The following is a 17,306-nucleotide window of genomic DNA, read 5'->3' on the forward strand; positions in this document are numbered from 1 at the left end:
CTAACCTTTGACTGCGCCGCTGAGCAGGCCGGAGGTCAACCGGCGCTGCAGGAAGGCGAAGAACACGAGACTGGGGACTGTGGCCAGCACGGAGGCGGCGGCGAGCGGGCCGAACTGCACCTGGCCCTCGGCCCCGACGAAGCGGGCGAGTACCAGCGGAAGGGTCTTGAGCTCCGGGTCCTGGAGCAGGACCAGGGCGAAGAAGAACTCGTTCCACGCCGAGATGAACGTGAACATCGCGGTCGCGATCAGCCCCGGCCGGAGCAGCGGCATCACGATCGAGACGATCGTGCGGATCCGCCCGGCGCCGTCGACGGAGGCCGCTTCCTCCAGTTCGCGCGGCACCGCGGCGACGTACCCCTGCAGCATCCACAGGGCGAACGGGAGCGACCAGACCATGTAGACGATCACGACGCCGGGGATCGTGTTCGTCAGGTGCAACGGCCGCAGGATCATGAACAGCGGGATCACGATCAGGATCACCGGGAACACCTGGCTGACCAGGATCCAGCCGTTCGTCAGCGGACGCAGGCGGCTCCGGAAACGGGCCAGCGCGTACGACACCGGGAGCGCCACGATCAGCACCAGGATCGTGCTGTAGATCGAGATCTGCAGACTGTTGCCGAGACCGCGGACCAGGCCCTGCTCGTTCAGCGCGTCGCTGTAGTTGGACACGTCGAAGTGCTTCGGCAGCAGGCTCGGCGTGATACTCGCGAACTCCTGCGGCGACTTCAGCGAGCTGGAGATCAACCACAGCAGCGGGAAGCCGAGAAAGACCAGGTACACCACGACAGCGACGTACTGGAGGGCGCGGACGCCGGGTCTCGTCCTCATGCTTCACTCCGCAGGCGGTTGCGCAGGTAGAAGAACAGGAACGCGATGATGATGACCACCATCACGTCACCCATCGCCGCGGCCATTCCGAAGTTGCCGTAGCGGAACGCCTCGTTGTAGGCGAACAGCATCGGCAGCATCGTCTTGCCGCCCGGGCCGCCGGCGGTCAGGACGTAGACCAGGCCGAACGAGTTGAAGTTCCAGATCATGTCCAGGCTGGTGATCGCGACGATCACGGTCCGCAGCTGCGGCAGCGTGATGTTCCAGAACTGGCTCCAGGTGCTCGCGCCGTCGACCGCGGCCGCCTCGTAGAGCGTGCGGTCGATCCCTTGCAGGCCGGCCAGCAGGGTGATCGTCGTCATCGGCATACCGACCCAGATCCCCACCACGATCACGGCCGGCAGCGCCGTACCGAAGTCGCCGAGGAAGTTGATCGGGTGGTCGGTGAGGTGCAGTTTCTGCAGGACCTCGTTGACCGGGCCGTTGGTCGGGTGCAGCAGCAGGCGCCACATGATCGCGACCACGACCGGCGGCATCGCCCACGGGATCAGCGCGAGCGTGCGCGCGACGCCGCGGAACTTGAGGTTCGTGTTCAGCAGCAGCGCAAGGCCGAGCGCGGCGACGAACTGCAGGATCGTGACCGACAGGGTCCAGATCACGCCGATCCGGAACGAGTCCCAGAACAGGTTGTTCTGCAGGAGTTTGCCGAAGTTCTCGAAGCCGACGAAGTTGGTCTCGACGCGCAGCCCGGCGCGGGCGTCGGTGAAGCCCAGCGCGATCCCGCGGATCAGCGGGTAGACGCTCAGGATCAGCACCGGCAGCAGCGCGGGCAGGAAGAGCAGGATCGCCTCGCGATTCGCCTTCGGCCGCCCGCCCTTCTTCTTCACCGGCGCGGGTGCCGTGAGGGTAGCCGTCACGGGGTGGACCTCCTGATACTCAGCGACGGCTGTACGACGATCCGCCGCGGGGCCCGTTCGTTGTCCTCGATCCTTGCCAGCAGCAACTCAGCCGCCCGGCGGCCACGTTCGGCCGACCCCAGGTTCACACTCGTCAACGGCGGAAAACTCTGCTCGGCCAGCTCACTGTCATCCATCCCCACCACCGCCACATCCGCCGGCACCTCGAGCCCGGCAGCCGCCAACTCATGCATCACCCCGACTGCCAGCAGATCGTTTGCACAGATCACCGCATCAAATCCGTCGGCGGCGAGCAGGGTGAGGGCTGCCGCGCGGCCGGCCGCGAAGGTGAAGTCATCCGCCTCGACGACCGCAACGGGCTGTAGGTCATGTGCTTTGAGCGCCTCGGCGAAGCCCTTCGCGCGGGCCGCACCGGGGACTGTGTCGGCGGGTCCGTTCAGGAAAGCGATGCGCTTCCGGCCGCAGTACGCCAGGTGGTCAATGGCAAGGAGCATCCCCTTCGGCGAATTCGCCCGTACGGTGTCGACGCCCGCCTTCGCGGGGACGTTACCGGCGACCACCACCGGCACCTCGCATTCGCGGATCGACTTCACCAGGTCCTCGTCGACGCGGAGCGGGCTGATCAGCAAGCCGTCGGCGTACCCGCGCGCCATCCCCCGAACCAGCGCGACCTCGTCCACCACGTCCGGCCCCGTCGTCGTCACGACCAGCCGGTACCCGGCCGCGGACACGACCTCCTCGACCGCCCGCATCATCGTCACGTACACCGGGTTACCGACGTCCGCGACCGCCAGGGTCAGCTGGAACGTCCGCCCGACCTTCAGCGACCGCGCCCGCGCGTCCGGTACATAGCCGAGCTCGTCGACCGCCCGCTGGACCCGCTCGACCATCTCCTCGGTGGCCGGCAGCCCGTTCAGCACGCGCGACACCGACGCCACCGAGACCCCGGCCGCCCGGGCCACCCCAGCGATCGTCGGACGACTCACGCCGACCTCCTGTAATCGTTCTTGTAATCGTTTACAAGCCCGACATTAAGCCGCCGCCCAAACCCCCGTCAACACCACGTAACCCCCAACCCCACGCCGCAACCACACCGTGACCCACCGCAGCGCAGCTTTGTGCCCCGGCCGACCATTTCCGGAGCGCCGGAACGGTCGGCCGGGGCACAAAGACGCGGTTTACGCGCGGTAGAAGAGCCAGGCGTCGGCCATTCGCTGGGATTGGCCGGGGGTGAACTGGGTGTAGCAGGAGTCGTACGAGTAATCCATGTAGTTGTGGATCGGGTCGAGCCCCGGCGCCTTGCAGGTGTCCTTGCCCGCTGGGCAGCCGCTGGTGGGCGTCTTCTCGGCGGGAGTGTCGTCGACGAAGTCGCCCTTCGCGTTGCAGCCGCCGAAGAAGGTGTGCTCGAGGTTCAGCCAGTGACCGACCTCGTGCGTCGCCGTCTCACCCTGGTCGTAGGTGCCGGCGTACTTGGTGGTCGTGCCCGGGATCGACTCCCAGTCGAACACCACGCCGTCCAGATAGGCCTGTCCCGGCTTCGTCACGATGTCGGGCAGGTACGCCCAGCCGAGAAGACCTTCGCCAGCCGTCGTCGAGTACAGGTTCAGGGCGCCGGGTCCACCGGTGTGCAGCGCGAGCTTCATCTCGTGTTCCGGCGTACCGCCCGCGCCGGCGTAGAACCAGGTCGCGTTGTCGGTCCGGGTCACGCCCGCGAGCGTGAACCTGAATCCGGTCCGCGCGCCGCCTTCACCGCCCGCGAAGGTGTTGTTCAGGACATTCATCTGGGTTTGGATCTGCGCCGCCGTGAGCGCGCCGATCGCGCCGTCGCTGATGACATGGAAGTAGACCGGAACCGTTGCCCGGAACCCCGGTTTCGCCTTGCCCTTCGCCGCCGCTGGCAGATCCTGCGCGACCTGACCGAGGTCAGGCTCCCGGCCGCCGCGCGTCTGGACGACGCTGTCCTCCGACACACACGGATCCTCGGAAGGCGCGGCTTGCACCTGCGCGCTCGTCAGTCCTGCCCACACCATCACCACGACACCGGTGACGCCTGCCACTCTCTTCCACTTCATGGCCGCCCCCTGCCAGAACCAGTCCCAGTCCCCCAGGCATTCCGACTCTAAGCACGACGGCCGTACGGCGGAAGACCTACTCGTCGTCCTCGTCGGCGCCGGGGCGTTCTGCCCAAGGCGTCTCCTTCGCCGGGCGGACGACGATGAGCTTGTCGCCCGCGGCCAGGACCGAGACGTTCGAGTCGTAGTAGCGGTGGACCTTGCCGTCCCGGACCACCGACACGACCCGGTCCGGTACGGCGGACGGCGGCTTGCCGACCTCGCGGCCGAGGACCGGGCGCTCGGCGACCTCGAGACCCTCGCCGTACGTGAGCAGGTCCTCCATCACCTCGCCGAGGTTCGGGCTGACCGCGGATAGCCCGAGCAGCCGGCCGACGGCCTCCGACGAGGTGACGACGGCGTCCGCGCCGCTCTGCCGCAGCAGCGGCACGTTGTCCTCCTCGCGGACCGCCACCACGACGTGCGCGTTCGCGTTCAGCTGCCGCACCGCCAGCGTCACCAGGACCGCCGAGTCGTCCCGGTCGGTCGTCACGATCACCTCGCGCGCGGTCATCACCTCGGCGCGCCGCAGTACCGTCCGGTTCGTCGCGTCGCCGTGGAACGCGGCCATCTGGTCGTTGCCCGCGTCACCGATCGCCTGGGCCCGCGGGTCGATCACCACGATGCTGTCCCGCTTCACCCCGTTGCTGATCAGGGTCTGCACGGCGGCGCGGCCCTTGGTGCCGTAGCCGACGACGATGGTGTGGTCCTTCATCCGTTTCCTCCAGCGCGTGTCGCGCATGATCCGGCGACCCTCGTTGGCCAGCACTTCCAGTGTCGTACCGACCAGAACCACCAGGAACGAGATCCGCAGCGGGGTGACGATGAAGGCGTTCACCAGCCGGGCGGCGGGTGTCACCGGCGTGATGTCGCCGTACCCGGTCGTGGTGAGCGTGACAGTCGCGTAGTAGATGCTGTCGATCAGGTCGACGCTGCCGTCGTAACTGTCCTTGTACCCGTCACGGTCGACCACCACGATCAGCACCATCAACGTCAGCAGCCCCAGCGCGACCAGAAATCGGCTGAAGAGCTGAAAGAGCGGCGAGCGCGTGCTCGCGGGCAGGTTGACCAGCAGACCGTGGGGGTTCCGACCGGTGGGAAGGGGTGGCACGCGTATGACGATATTGCACAGGCAGCCGATCCACCGCATGTGACAGGCTCCGGTCGGACAGTGCGACGCTCACCATCAGACTGTCGCCGTCCCGAACCACCCGGGATCGCATCCGCAAACGCTCCAGGGTCCGGAGCATCGCGTGGTTCTCCGGCTGCACCATGCAGACCACCCGGTCGGCCCCGAGCGCGCGGGCCTCCTGCACGACCTGACGCAGCAGCCGCAGCCCGAGTCCCTGTCCCTGCCAGCCGTCCTCGACCAGTACGGCGACCTCCATCGTCGTACTGCCCAACTCCTCCCACGGCGCCGCGGTGGCCATCCCGATCACGGCATCGTCGACACAGGCAACGATCGACACGCCACCGGCCGGCGCGGACAGGTGCCGTGCGGTGCGGGAGGTGAGTTTCGGCATCGGTACGTGGTACCGCCGGGTGCGGCTCTCGTACGAGCAACGCTCGTGCATCGCGACGACGGCGCCGGCGTCCTCGACGGTCGCGGTCCGCAGCTCGGGTACGCCGCCACTCCCGGGCCGCGGGCCCTCCGGCGTGTCGAGCCGCTCGGCCAGCCGGCCGGCGATCTCGACCAGCACGTCCGCACGGGCCCATTCGGCCGGCGTGTACTCGTCGAACCCCTGCAACGTGCCCAGCTCGTCGTCGACCGACACCGGGTCGTCGATCAGCCGCAGTACGGCGCGCAGGTACCGTGTCGGCGCGTCATGGAGTACGTCGGCCTGGCACGGGCGGACCGTCGTACGGACACACCCGGCCTCCGCGACCAGCGCGGTCAGGTCCTCGGCGGTCCAGCCGACACCGGTCGACACGACGAGCTCGTCGACCGCGCCGGTCTCGGAGGTGAAGACCTCCAGGTGAAGGATGTTGATGTCGTCCGCACCACACCGTGCAGCGAGTTCGGCCAGCGCACCGGGCCGGTCGGCGAGTTCGGTCCTGATCTTCCAGAGCATGCGGACGCCCTCCCTCGTGGAAACGTCCCTCCACTCTGCGTCCCGCCTGTTGCCCGGCCGGGTCCGGGATGTTACGCCCGCGTCAACGTTTCCGGCGGACCTTGGGCAGGATCCGCTGCCGGCGCGCCGCCAGGACGACGGCCGGCTCGCGCTTGTCGAGGTCGGCGTGCCGCAGCAGCTCGGGATAGCTGCTCTGCGGTACGGCGGGGTACGTCGTCACGATCGCGTCGCCGGAGAACACGAAGAAGATCGCCTGACCGTCCTTGATCACCTTCAGCAAGGACCCCTCGCGCACGGTCAGCGCGTGCTCGACGGCCTTCCGGCGCGCGACCCGCTTCGCCCAGGCTGCCTGCACCGCCTGCTGCGCGGGCTCCCGGCCGTGCCGGACCGCCTCCACGACGAGCGGCCCGTACCGCACGCCGTACTTGACCAGATTCTTGGCCAACTTGCCGTTCGGTTTCCCCGCGGTCGCCATACGTCGAGCGTACTGACTGCACCGGGTCGACTGACTGCACCGGGTCGGCATGCGGTGGCGCGGTCGGTCAGGCACCATGGAGGCCGTGAGTACCCCGAACCCGCGCCGGCCGATCCTGCCCGGTAACAAGCTGTTCGAGTCGCTGCCCGGTGCCGCCGATCCGGCCACCGTGACCGAGGCCGCGCACCGGACCGCCGAACTGCTGGTCCGCGGGGTGCGCAAGTCCGAGGACACCGACGTGCACGCGCGGGTGGTGAAGCTCGCCGACGAGTACGGCCTCGACGAACTCGCCGAACTGTGGTCCGACTCCCCCGCCGACTCGCTGCCGGGGGCGCTCTGGCGGCTGTACGTCCTCCGGTCCTGGGTGCACTCGAACGCCGAGGCCGTGTCCCGCGAGTTCGCCGGCGGCCGCAAGTACGCCGAGGTGCACGCGGTGGTCGCCGGAGTCGCCGAACCACCCGGACCGGCCGAGGTACGGGACATGGTCGACGCCGTACTGCGGGGTGTCGCGACCGGTGATTTCGCGACCACCCTGGAGCGCGCGGCCGCGTTCGCACGGATCGTCGCGACCGGCCGGGCCCACCTCGCCGACGACGGCCACGACCAGGTGCTGTCCGCGTCGAAACTGGTCGAGACCGCCGACCAACTGCAGACCGCGGCCCGCGCCGAACGCGCCGGAAACCTCTGGTAGTTGCGTCCGGCGTCAACCGGTGTTATAGCGTCTCGCGGCCTGGAAACCCCACAGGACAAGGGGTTTGAGCACCCGCTACACTGTTCGAGGTGTCGGGCCGGTGCAAGCCCCGGGTCCCAAATTAAGCCGCTACGAGCGGCCACGCGCCGTGAGGCGCTTCCCGGTCCGGCACCATCTTCTCCCCCACGCGCGCCACGCAGGCGCTGCGGCTCAGGGTAGGGACCGGGGTAAACCCTCTATCGGTCCTGCGTGAAGGCGAGCAGACTCGGTGGGAGTTGTTGACCGGTCTGCTGGGGGGCCGCTGATCAGCCGGGGAGGGCGATCGGCCATGGAGGGGACTGTTTCGGTGGTGCACGCGCAGGGCGTGGTGCGCGTGTACGGCGAAGGTGACACGGCGGTTCGTGCGTTGCACGGGGTGGACGTGGAGATCGAGGCCGGCCAGCTGACGGCGGTGATGGGGCCGTCGGGGTCGGGGAAGTCGACGCTGATGCACATCCTGGCGGGGCTGGACCGGCCGACGTCGGGTTCGGTGATGATCGACGGTATCGAGATCACGACGCTGGGCGACGACGCGTTGACGAAGCTCCGTCGGCAGCACATCGGTTTCATCTTCCAGTTCTTCAACCTGCTGCCGATGCTGACCGCGCGGGACAACATCCTGCTGCCGCTGACGATCGCCGGTGAGAAGGCGGATCCGGAGTTCTTCGGCAACCTGGTCGAGCGAGTCGGTCTCGCCGACCGTCTCGAGCACCGCCCGGCCGAGCTGTCCGGCGGGCAGCAGCAGCGGGTCGCGATCGCGCGGGCCCTGGTGTCGCGCCCAACCGTCGTGTTCGCCGACGAGCCGACCGGCAACCTCGACTCCCGAACCAGCGGCGAGATCCTGGACCTGATGCGGTCGTCGGTCGAGACGTACGGGCAGACAACGGTGATGGTGACGCACGACGCGAAGGCGGCCGCGATGGCCGACCGGGTGCTGTACCTGGCCGACGGCGAGATCGTGAAGGAGACCGGACGGTCCAGCCAGCACGAGATCCTGCAGATCATCGACACGCTGGACCTGCAGTGATCAGGTTCGCGCTGCAAGGGCTGCTCGCTCGCAAGCTCCGGACGGCGCTGACCGCGATCGGTATCGTCCTCGGCGTCTCGCTGATCTCCGGCACCTACGTCCTGACCGACTCGATCTCCAGTGCGTTCGACTCGATCTTCAGCCAGAACTACAAGAACACCGACGCCGCGATCACCGGGAAGTCCGCGTTCGACCTGTCCGAGGACGGGACCCAGACTGCACCGCCGTTCGCGGCCGACCTGCTGCAGAAGGTCCGCGATCTTCCGGAGGTGGGCGCCGCCGGCGGAGCCGTGAGCGGTGAGGCGCAACTGATCGGCAAGGACGGCAAGGCGATCGTTTTCGGCGGCGCGCCGAACCTCGGTTTCAGCGTCGATCCGTCGCTGCCGCAGTTCAATTCGCTCACGCTGGTCAAGGGCGCCTGGCCCGCCGCCGGCGAGGTGGTCATCGACACGAAGACCGCCGCGGAGAAGGGCTTCCAGGCCGGCGACACGATCGGCGTCCAGGCCCGCGGCGCGGTGGAGCCGACGCGGATCTCCGGCCTGGTCAGCTTCGGGGCGGTCTCGTCCATCGGCGGTGCGACCCTGGCCGGCTTCGACCTCGGTACGGCGCAGCGGCTGTTCGACAAGACCGGGAAGCTGGACCAGATCCTGATCGCCGCCAAGCAGGGCGTCGACCGGCCGCAGTTGCTGGCGGCGGTCCAGAAGATCCTGCCGCCCGCGACCCAGGTCCGCAGTGCGGAGGACCAGGCCGCCGAGGACGCTGCCGGTACGAGCGCGTTCCTGAGCTTCCTGCAGACGTTCCTGCTGGTGTTCGGCGGGATCGCTTTGTTCGTCGGCTCGTTCGTGATCGCGAACTCGCTGTCGATCACGATCGCCCAGCGGACCCGCGAGTTCGCGACGCTGCGGACCCTCGGCGCCGCGCGCAAGCAGATCCTCGGCACGGTTGTGCTCGAGGCGCTGGTGACCGGCATCGTCTCGGCCGTCGCCGGGCTGTTCCTCGGGCTCGCGATCGCGACCGGGCTGTTCAAACTGTTCGACGCGATCGGTTTCACCTTGCCGAACAACGGCCTGGTGTTCCGTACGCGGACCGTCGTCGTCGCGCTCATCGTCGGCGTGGTCGTGACCGTGCTCGCGAGTCTGCGGCCCGCCATGCGCGCCACGCGCGTACCGCCGATCGCCGCCGTCCGCGAAGGCGCGGCGTTGCCGCCCGGACGGTTCCACAGGTATCGGTCGGCGGGTGCCGTGGTGGTGGCCGTGGTGGGCGTCGGGACGATCCTGGCCGGGCTGTTCGTCGACGGTCTGGCGACCAGGACGTTGCTGATCCTGCTCGGCCTCGGCGTCCTGCTGCTGTTCATCGGCATCGCGGCGTTCTCCGCGCGGCTCGTCCGGCCGATGGCCGCCGTGTCGGATCCGGTCGCGCGCTGGTCCGTCGTCGTACTGACGGCGATCGCGTGGCCGTTCGTTCTGTTCCCGCTGTGGCTGATCCGTCGGCTGTTCGGGCGCCGGGCCGAGTTCCCCGGCGTACTCCCCGACCGGCCCGCGGTCGCGCTCGGCGGGCAGAACAGCCGCCGCGACCCTCGCCGTACGGCGTCGACCGCCGCGGCTCTGATGATCGGGCTGGCGCTGGTCACGCTCGTCGCCACGCTCGGCGCCGGGATCATCAAGCCGTTCGAGGACGCGGTCGACAAGATCTCCAGCTCCGACTACGCGATCACCGCGCAGAACAACTTCAGCCCGTTGCCGCCGACGGTCGCTGCCGCGGCCGCGAAGGTGCCGTCGGTGACCGAGCTGACGAGTGTTCGCGCCGGGCAGGCGCGGGCCTTCGACAAGACGATCTCGGTCACGGCGATCGACGACACGGCGCCCAAACTGCTGCGGTTCGACTGGCGGTCCGGATCGCAGGCGTCGCTGTCCGAGCTCGGCGCGGACGGCGCGATCGTCGACTCCGGGTACGCCGACGAGCACTCGCTCGCGCTGGGCTCGACCTTCCAGCTGCAGACGGTGACCGGGAAGCTGCTGCAGCTCACGGTGCGCGGCGTCTTCAAGCCGCCGGCGGGCGGGTCGCCGTTCGGCAATGTGACGATCTCGACCGGCACGTTCGACTCGACGACCACCCAGCCGCAGAACATCTACAGCTTCCTGAACATCGAAGGCGGAGTGACGCCGGCGAACACCGACGCGCTGAACGCCGCCCTGGCGTCGTTCCCCAACGCCAAGGCCGTGACCATCGAGCAGTTCAAGGACAACCAGACCGACGGCATCAAGAGCTTGCTGAACGTGCTCTACGTGCTGCTGGCGCTGTCGGTCCTGGTGAGCCTGTTCGGCATCGTGAACACCCTGGTCCTGACGGTCTTCGAGCGGACCCGCGAACTCGGCATGCTGCGCGCGATCGGCCTGACCCGCGGGCAGGTGAAACGGATGATCCGGCAGGAATCGGTGATGACGGCGTTGATCGGCGCGGTCATCGGGATCGTCCTAGGCCTGGTGCTGGCCTCACTGCTGGCCGCCAGGCTGGACGAGATCAGCTTCACCGTCCCAGCCGGCCAACTGGTTGCCTTCGCCGTCGTCTCAGTCGTAGTCGGCATCATCGCCGCCATCTGGCCCGCCCGCCGCGCCGCCAAACTCGACCCACTCGAGGCACTGCAGTATGAGTAGTTGTACCGACGATCCCTAACCCCTGGCGCTGCTAGCTTCACTGACTGTGAAGCGAATCGCCGCCCTAACGCTCGTCGCGGTCCTGGCCGGATGTTCGACGGTTGACTCGAAGGACATCCGGACCAGTGGGATCACCGCCAACTACGTCGTTACCCTGCCCGAAACCGCGGACGCCGCGCGGGTGAGTGCGTCGTACCGGGTTGGCACGCTGACCTTCGTCGAGTTGGGCGACGGTGAGTCGGTGACGTCGTCCGGTGGCGGTCAGGACGTCACGCTCAAGCATCGCCGCTCCGCGGGAGTCACCGGCTATGACGGGCAGCTGGACGGCGTGGTCGATGCGGGGACCGAGATCACGTTCAATCTCACCCGCGGGAAGGACGACGACTCCGCGCCGCGATCGACGGTCAAGCTCCCCGACCGCGTACGACTCACCGCTCCCCTGGCCGGTACGACGTACTCCCGCCGCGCCGCGATCCCGATCCGCCTTGGCTCCAAGCCCTCGGAGCAGCCGTCCATCCTCACCTGGGCCGGCGAATGCATCCAAACCGGCACCCTCGAACTGGAGCCGGCCCGCACGTCGGCCACCATCCCCGCCGGCTCGATCCGCCCCACCACAACAACCCCAACCCCCGGCATCAAACCACCCACAACCTGCCCCATAGACATCACCCTCACCCACCGCACCGAAGGCACCCTCGACAAAGCCTTCAAAGACGGCCACATCACCGCAGAGAGCCAGTCAGTACGACGGATCACCTCCGCGCCGTAGCTGTCTGGTAACCGGTGGGCTGCTTGTCGGCTACCTTCGCGAGGACGTGGGTATTCCTGTGGGAGACAGCCTCAGGAGCGTTCCGCCCATTGACCCCTCCGGAAGGACACACCCCTCATGCGCCGCCTTCCCCGCGCGCTTCTCCCGTGCGCGCTGATCGCCGGACTGCTGCTTCCGGCCGTACCGGCCGCTGCCGCACGTGGTGACTTCGACATTCAGGCCCATCGCGGTGGGCTCGGTCTGACCGTGGAGAGCACGATCGCGTCGTTCTCGCACGGTCTCGAGCTCGGCGTCAGCACGCTGGAGCTCGACGTCCAGATCACCCAGGACGGGTACGCCGTGGTGACCCACGACCGCAAGGTCACGGGCAGCAAGTGCCGCGACACCGCGCCGTACACGCCGGGCGACCCGGAATACCCGTACGTCGGCAAGTTCATCAACACGCTGTCGCTGAAGCAGGTGAAGCAGCTCGACTGCGGCTCGCAGACGCTGCCGAACTTCCCCGGCCAGCAGCCCGACCCGGGCGCCCGGATGCCTGAGCTGCGGGACGTGTTCGCGCTCGTGCACCGTTTCCACGCGTACGGCGTGAAGCTGAACATCGAGACCAAGGTCGAGGCCGGTGCGCCGTCGGAGACCGCGCCGCGCGAGCAGTTCGTCCAGGTGGTCGCCCAGGAGATCCGCAGGGCGAACATCGCCCGGCAGGTGACGATCCAGAGCTTCGACTGGGGTTCGCTGATGCGGATGCGCCAGGTGATGCCGCAGCTCCCGCTGGTCGCGCTGACCAACTACGACTTCCTGCAGGTCGGTCAGCCGGGCAAGTCGCCGTGGCTGGGCGGTCTCGACATCGACGACTTCGGCGGTGACCTGGTCAAGGCGACCAAGTCGTTCGGTGCGGCCGCGATCTCGCCGGTGCACGGTTTCCCGCAGGACGGGAAGGTCACCGACCCGACGTACAAGCCGTACGTCACCGAGGCGATGGTGAAGTCGGCGCACGCGGCCGGGATGAAGGTGATCCCGTGGACCGTGGACGACCCGGCGACGATGCAGTCGCTGATCGACAAGGGCGTCGACGGGATCATCAGCGACTACCCCGACCGCGTGCGGGACGTCGCGCGCGCCAACCACTTCAAGCTGCCGAAGTCGTACGACGCACCGGCCGTCCGGGCGCTGCCGTCCGCGCACGCGCACAACGACTACGACCACCGCCGGCCACTGCAGGACGCACTGGACCGTGGGTTCAACAGCGTCGAGGCTGACGTCTGGCTGATCGACGGCGAGCTCCGGGTCGCCCACGACCTGGAGGACGCGAAGCCCGGCCGCACGCTGGAGAGCCTGTACCTGAAGCCGCTGGCGGACCGGGTCCGCGAGAACCACGGTCAGGTGTACAAGCGCGGTGGCGGGTTCCAATTGCTGATCGACATCAAGAGCGACGGACCGTCGACGTACGCCGCGGTCGACAAGGCGCTCGCGAAGTACCGCGGGATCAGCACGATCTTCGTCAACGGACGGGTTCTGAAGGGTGCTGTCACCTCGGTGATCAGCGGCAACCGCCCGCTGGACGACATGAAGGCGCAGAAGCTCCGCTACGCCGGGTACGACGGACGCCTCGCCGACCTGCAGTCGGGGATGCCTGCGTCCCTGATGCCGCTCGTCAGCGACAACTGGACGAACGTCTTCACCTGGCAGGGCGTCGGCCCGATGCCCGAGGCCGAGAAGATCAAGCTGCACGACCTCGTGGTCACCGCGCACCACGCCGGCTACAAGGTCCGCTTCTGGGCGACTCCCGACGTACCGGGCGCCGCCCGCGAGGCCCTGTGGCGTGAACTCGTCGCCGCGAATGTCGACTACCTCAACACCGACGACCTCCACGGTCTGGAGGACTTCCTGCGCGGTTAAGGCTTGACCTCCGTGAGGGTGACTACGTCGTCGCCCTCACGGAACGCCTTCCGCTGCTTGATCGCGCCGTTGCCGTCGCGCAGCGCCCGTTCGACGCCGTCGCGCACCAGCTCGACCGCGTCCAGCATCTGCAGCGCAGGCTCGACGTACCGCACCAGCTGTCCGATCACCTCGGCAATCGGCATCGCCTCCGCGCTCAGGACGTCAAGGCCGCGCGCGGTGAGCCCGTCCCGGGCGGCCAGCCAGTACGCGGCCCGCAGTACCTCAGGCTCCAGCGTCGGGCCCTTCGCGCCGTCCTCCAGCGCGGTGAGTACGACAGCGCGGACCAGGGTCGCGATCAGCACGGACTCGTCCACTGTGAGCGGGATGTCACTGACGCGCACCTCCACCGTCGGCAGGTGCGACGACGGCCGGATGTCCCAGTAGACCATCTGCTCGTCGATCAGCGTGCCGGCTGCCAGATGCATGGCGACGAGCGCGTCGTAGTGCTCGGCCGACTCCAGGTACGGCGGCGGACCGGCGCTCGGCCAGCGCGTGGTCATCAACCAGCGCCAGCTGGCGAACCCGGTGTCCTGGCCGAGGTAGATCGGTGAGTTGGCACTGAGAGCGAGCAGGACCGGCAGCCACGGGCGCAGGTAGTTGCTGGCCTTGATGGCGGCCTCCCTGTCCGGCACACCCACGTGGACGTGACAGCCGCAGACACCTTGCTCTCGCGCCAGTAGACCCCACTCACGGACCAGCTGCTGGTAGCGCGGCTTCCTCGTGATCGACTGCGCGGCACGTCCGTGCGGAGGCACTGCGATCGCCAGGAGCCGGGCGCCTTCGTCTGCTGCCGCGGCGGCCAGTTGGGAGCGCATCCGGAGCAGGTGGCCGCGGAGCTCGTCGGCCGTCGTACAGACCGGCGAGTTGATCTCCACCATCGCCCTGGTCAGCTCCAGCGCGACGTCGAGTTCTCCCAGGTCCGCGACCACAGCTGTGCTCCGTGGCAGCGGGTCACCGGTCGCTGACACCAGGAGTAGCTCTTCCTCTACCCCGACGGACGGAAGCCTCATCCTGAACCGGTACCCGCGCGCTAACAGCTAGAGTCTCCCGGGTGAGTCTGCCTGTAGTCACTGCCACGCGGTACGTGTTGCCGCTGCGTGAGGGAGGGTCGTTGCCGGGTGTTGTCGAGGGCAACGACCTCGGTACGTACGTGATCAAGTTCCACGGCGCCGGTCAGGGTCCGAAGGCGCTGGTCGCCGAGGTGATCGTCGGTGAGCTGTTCCGCCGGCTCGGCCTGCGGGTGCCGGAGCTGAAGCTGATCGAACTCGACCCGGCGATCGGGAAGTCCGAGCCGGACTTCGAAATCCAGGAACTGCTGATCCGCAGCGCCGGGCTGAACCTCGCCGTCGACTTCCTGCCGGGTTCCTTCGGGTACGACGGATCGGCCGGCAACCCGGGTGACGACGCGATGACCCGGATCCTCTGGCTGGACGCGTTCGTCGCGAACGTCGACCGGTCGTGGCGGAACACGAACCTGCTGGTCTGGCACAAGAACCTGTGGCTGATCGACCACGGCGCCGCGCTGTACTTCCACCACTCGTGGATGCCGGCGGAGAAGTTCGCTTCGCTGCCGTACGACGCCTCGGACCACGTGTTCTCGGTCGCGGTACCCGGCGTGGCGAAGGTGGACGCCGAGCTGGCCGCCTCGATCACACCGGCACTTCTCGAAGAGGTCATCGGGCTCGTGCCGTCGCAGTGGATCGAGGAAGGTGATCGGGACCGCTACCTCGGCCACCTGGTCGCGCGGTTGGCGAACCGGTCCGCCTGGGTGCCGGGAGGTGCTTCGTGAAGCCCTTCGACTACGTGATCCTGCGGGCCGCGCCGCGGATTCAGCGGGGTGAGTTCATCAACGTCGGTGCCGTGCTCTACTGCCGGGCGCTGGACTACCTGGGTGCCGGGTGGGACGTTCAGCCCGAACGGCTGCGAGCCCTGGATCCAGCAGTGGACGTTGACGTCGTCTGCGCGTCTTTGGAGCAGGTTCGGGCCATTTGTGCGGGTGAGACGGCCGGCGGTCCGGCGGCGGGCACCACGATCAGCGAGCGGTTCCGGTGGCTGGCCGCGCCCCGGAGTACCGTCGTACACCCGTCGCCGATCCACAGCGGGATCACTGAGGATCCCGCTGCGGACCTCGAGCGGTTGCTGGATGCGTTCGTGCGCTAGGCGAGTGCTGCGGACACGACGTCGCGGGCCTGCTCGAAGACCTGCTCCAGGTGCTCGGCGCCCTTGAAGGACTCGCCGTAGATCTTGTAGAGGTCCTCGGTGCCCGACGGTCGCGCAGCGAACCACGCCGACTCGGTGGTGACCTTCAGCCCGCCGATCGCCGCGTCGTTGCCAGGAGCGTGAGTGAGCCGGTCCACGATCGGCTCACCGGCCAGCTCTGTCGCAGTGACCGCATCCGCCGACAGCGCGGCCAGCTTGGCCTTCTGGTCACGGGTCGCCGGTGCGTCGACCCGCGAGTACGCAGACGCGCCGAACCGCTCCACCAACTTGGCATGGGCGACCGACGGCGTCTCACCGGTCACTGCGGTGATCTCACTCGCCAGCAACGCCAGCAGGATCCCGTCCTTGTCCGTCGTCCACACAGTCCCGTCGAAACGCAGGAAGCTCGCTCCTGCCGACTCCTCTCCCCCGAAGCCGACCGAGCCGTCCACCAGACCGGGGACGAACCACTTGAAGCCGACCGGCACCTCCCACAGCCGACGACCCAGGTCACCCACCACACGGTCGATCAGCGACGACGAGACCAGTGTCTTGCCGACAGCGACGTCCGGACCCCACTGGCGGTTGCTGAACAGGTAGGAGATCGCTACGGCCAGGTAGTGGTTCGGGTTCATCAGTCCGGCGTCCGGCGTGACGATGCCGTGCCGGTCGGCGTCCGCGTCGTTCCCGGTCGCCACGTCGTACCGGTCCCGCTGCGCGACCAGTGAGGCCATCGCGTACGGCGAGGAGCAGTCCATCCGGATCTTGCCGTCGTGGTCGAGCGTCATGAACGACCAGGCCGGGTCGACGCGCGGGTTCACGACGGTCAGGTCGAGGTCGTGCCGTTCGGCGATCGCGCCCCAGTAGTCCACGCTCGCACCGCCGAGCGGGTCGGCGCCGATCTTCACACCGGCGTCGCGGATCGCGGCCAGGTTCAGCACCGACGGCAGGTCGTCGACGTAGTGCCCGACGAAGTCGTAGTTCCCTGCCTCCTCACGGGCCTGCTCGAACGTCTTGCGGCGGACCTCCCGGTTGCCGGCCGCGATCAGCTGGTTGGCCCGGTCCGCGATCCAGCTGGTCGCGTCGGAGCCGGCCGGGCCGCCGTGCGGCGGGTTGTACTTGATGCCGCCGTCGCGCGGCGGGTTGTGCGACGGCGTGATGACGATGCCGTCCGCGTCGGCGCCCGCACCGCGGTTCAGCCGCAGGATCGCGTGCGACACCGCGGGCGTCGGCGTGAGCCGGTCGGCGCTGTCCACGAGCGTCTGGACGCCGTTACCCGCCAGCACCTCGAGCACGGTCCGCCAGGCCGGCTCCGAGAGCCCGTGGCTGTCCCGGCCGACGAGCAGCGGGCCCGTCGTACCCTGGCCGGCCCGGTACTCGCAGATGGCCTGTGTGATCGCCAGGATGTGCGCCTCGTTGAAGGCGCTGTCGAGACTCGAGCCGCGATGGCCCGACGTACCGAAGACCACCTTCTGGGCCGGGTTCTCCACGTCCGGGGTGAGGTCTCCGTACGCCGCCAGCATGGCGTCGACGTCGACGAGGTCCTCGGGCTGTGCTGGCTGGCCTGCGCGTGGGTGCAT

Annotated in this window: 16 protein-coding genes; 7 read left to right on the forward strand and 9 right to left on the reverse strand. The window is 68.4% G+C overall.

Annotation, left to right across the window (positions count from 1 at the left end; all coding sequences use genetic code 11):
- From E0H92_RS43190 to E0H92_RS43220, 7 genes are all read right to left on the reverse strand, one after another.
- On the reverse strand, window positions 1–834 hold the full coding sequence (locus tag E0H92_RS43190) for a carbohydrate ABC transporter permease (RefSeq protein ID WP_131462968.1): 834 nt from the start codon (window positions 832–834) through the stop codon (window positions 1–3).
- Complete coding sequence (locus E0H92_RS43195) at window positions 831–1,751, reverse strand: carbohydrate ABC transporter permease (RefSeq protein ID WP_131462967.1); 921 nt, start codon at window positions 1,749–1,751, stop codon at window positions 831–833. The genes E0H92_RS43190 and E0H92_RS43195 overlap by 4 nt, the downstream gene beginning before the upstream one ends.
- Window positions 1,748–2,737 (reverse strand): LacI family DNA-binding transcriptional regulator, encoded by a 990-nt coding sequence (locus E0H92_RS43200; RefSeq protein ID WP_131500398.1) that lies wholly within the window; start codon window positions 2,735–2,737, stop codon window positions 1,748–1,750. Before E0H92_RS43200 ends, E0H92_RS43195 begins: the two co-directional genes overlap by 4 nt.
- A gap of 192 nt (window positions 2,738–2,929) precedes the next feature.
- Complete coding sequence (locus E0H92_RS43205; RefSeq protein WP_165550292.1) at window positions 2,930–3,823, reverse strand: zinc metalloprotease; 894 nt, start codon at window positions 3,821–3,823, stop codon at window positions 2,930–2,932.
- 76 nt (window positions 3,824–3,899) lie between these two features.
- Window positions 3,900–4,850, reverse strand: a complete 951-nt coding sequence (locus E0H92_RS43210) for a potassium channel family protein (RefSeq protein ID WP_131462964.1) — start codon at window positions 4,848–4,850, stop codon at window positions 3,900–3,902.
- Window positions 4,822–5,934, reverse strand: coding sequence for a GNAT family N-acetyltransferase (locus E0H92_RS43215; RefSeq protein ID WP_131500399.1), 1,113 nt, complete (start codon window positions 5,932–5,934; stop codon window positions 4,822–4,824). The genes E0H92_RS43210 and E0H92_RS43215 overlap by 29 nt, the downstream gene beginning before the upstream one ends.
- Before the next feature lie 82 nt (window positions 5,935–6,016).
- Window positions 6,017–6,409, reverse strand: a complete 393-nt coding sequence (locus E0H92_RS43220; RefSeq protein WP_238152809.1) for a hypothetical protein — start codon at window positions 6,407–6,409, stop codon at window positions 6,017–6,019.
- Window positions 6,410–6,485: 76 nt separating this feature from the next.
- Between E0H92_RS43220 and E0H92_RS43225 the strand changes: the two genes are divergently transcribed.
- From E0H92_RS43225 to E0H92_RS43245, 5 genes are all read left to right on the forward strand, one after another.
- Window positions 6,486–7,100: a hypothetical protein gene (locus E0H92_RS43225; RefSeq protein WP_238173844.1), complete on the forward strand. Its 615-nt coding sequence runs from the start codon at window positions 6,486–6,488 to the stop codon at window positions 7,098–7,100.
- 328 nt (window positions 7,101–7,428) lie between these two features.
- The gene (locus E0H92_RS43230; protein ID WP_131500400.1) at window positions 7,429–8,166 is read left to right on the forward strand and encodes an ABC transporter ATP-binding protein; all 738 of its coding nucleotides are present in this window, start codon (window positions 7,429–7,431) and stop codon (window positions 8,164–8,166) included.
- Window positions 8,163–10,820, forward strand: coding sequence for an ABC transporter permease (locus E0H92_RS43235; RefSeq protein ID WP_131500401.1), 2,658 nt, complete (start codon window positions 8,163–8,165; stop codon window positions 10,818–10,820). The genes E0H92_RS43230 and E0H92_RS43235 overlap by 4 nt, the downstream gene beginning before the upstream one ends.
- A 46-nt stretch (window positions 10,821–10,866) precedes the next feature.
- Window positions 10,867–11,589 (forward strand): hypothetical protein, encoded by a 723-nt coding sequence (locus tag E0H92_RS43240; protein WP_131500402.1) that lies wholly within the window; start codon window positions 10,867–10,869, stop codon window positions 11,587–11,589.
- 117 nt (window positions 11,590–11,706) lie between these two features.
- Entirely contained in the window at window positions 11,707–13,485 is a 1,779-nt protein-coding gene (locus E0H92_RS43245) for a glycerophosphodiester phosphodiesterase family protein (protein ID WP_131500403.1), read from the forward strand.
- Here the strand turns inward: E0H92_RS43245 and E0H92_RS43250 are convergent.
- Window positions 13,482–14,537: a carboxylate-amine ligase gene (locus E0H92_RS43250; protein ID WP_131462958.1), complete on the reverse strand. Its 1,056-nt coding sequence runs from the start codon at window positions 14,535–14,537 to the stop codon at window positions 13,482–13,484. The two genes, E0H92_RS43245 and E0H92_RS43250, sit on opposite strands and share 4 nt — an antisense overlap.
- A gap of 41 nt (window positions 14,538–14,578) precedes the next feature.
- Here E0H92_RS43250 and E0H92_RS43255 point away from each other — a divergent pair, with 41 nt between their 5' ends.
- Complete coding sequence (locus tag E0H92_RS43255; protein ID WP_131462957.1) at window positions 14,579–15,316, forward strand: HipA family kinase; 738 nt, start codon at window positions 14,579–14,581, stop codon at window positions 15,314–15,316.
- Window positions 15,313–15,687: a DUF3037 domain-containing protein gene (locus E0H92_RS43260; protein ID WP_131500404.1), complete on the forward strand. Its 375-nt coding sequence runs from the start codon at window positions 15,313–15,315 to the stop codon at window positions 15,685–15,687. Before E0H92_RS43255 ends, E0H92_RS43260 begins: the two co-directional genes overlap by 4 nt.
- On the opposite strand, the gene pgm is transcribed toward E0H92_RS43260, so the two are convergent.
- Window positions 15,684–17,306, reverse strand: coding sequence for a phosphoglucomutase (alpha-D-glucose-1,6-bisphosphate-dependent) (gene pgm, locus E0H92_RS43265; protein WP_131500405.1), 1,623 nt, complete (start codon window positions 17,304–17,306; stop codon window positions 15,684–15,686). The two genes, E0H92_RS43260 and pgm, sit on opposite strands and share 4 nt — an antisense overlap.

The organism is Kribbella speibonae, from assembly GCF_004331375.1.
Classification (GTDB): Bacteria; Actinomycetota; Actinomycetes; order Propionibacteriales; family Kribbellaceae; genus Kribbella; species Kribbella sindirgiensis.

What these genes read in the sequence shown, in the direction of transcription:
- E0H92_RS43190 (WP_131462968.1), bottom strand. Translation starts at nt 834, where the DNA reads ATGAGGACGAGACCCGGCGTCCGCGCCCTCCAGTACGTCGCTGTCGTG.
- E0H92_RS43205 (WP_165550292.1), bottom strand. Translation starts at nt 3,823, where the DNA reads ATGAAGTGGAAGAGAGTGGCAGGCGTCACCGGTGTCGTGGTGATGGTG.
- E0H92_RS43210 (WP_131462964.1), bottom strand. Translation starts at nt 4,850, where the DNA reads ATGGTGCTGATCGTGGTGGTCGACCGTGACGGGTACAAGGACAGTTAC.
- E0H92_RS43215 (WP_131500399.1), bottom strand. Translation starts at nt 5,934, where the DNA reads ATGCTCTGGAAGATCAGGACCGAACTCGCCGACCGGCCCGGTGCGCTG.
- E0H92_RS43220 (WP_238152809.1), bottom strand. Translation starts at nt 6,409, where the DNA reads ATGGCGACCGCGGGGAAACCGAACGGCAAGTTGGCCAAGAATCTGGTC.
- E0H92_RS43225 (WP_238173844.1), top strand. Translation starts at nt 6,486, where the DNA reads ATGGAGGCCGTGAGTACCCCGAACCCGCGCCGGCCGATCCTGCCCGGT.
- E0H92_RS43230 (WP_131500400.1), top strand. Translation starts at nt 7,429, where the DNA reads ATGGAGGGGACTGTTTCGGTGGTGCACGCGCAGGGCGTGGTGCGCGTG.
- E0H92_RS43245 (WP_131500403.1), top strand. Translation starts at nt 11,707, where the DNA reads ATGCGCCGCCTTCCCCGCGCGCTTCTCCCGTGCGCGCTGATCGCCGGA.
- E0H92_RS43250 (WP_131462958.1), bottom strand. Translation starts at nt 14,537, where the DNA reads ATGAGGCTTCCGTCCGTCGGGGTAGAGGAAGAGCTACTCCTGGTGTCA.
- pgm (WP_131500405.1), bottom strand. Translation starts at nt 17,306, where the DNA reads ATGCACCCACGCGCAGGCCAGCCAGCACAGCCCGAGGACCTCGTCGAC.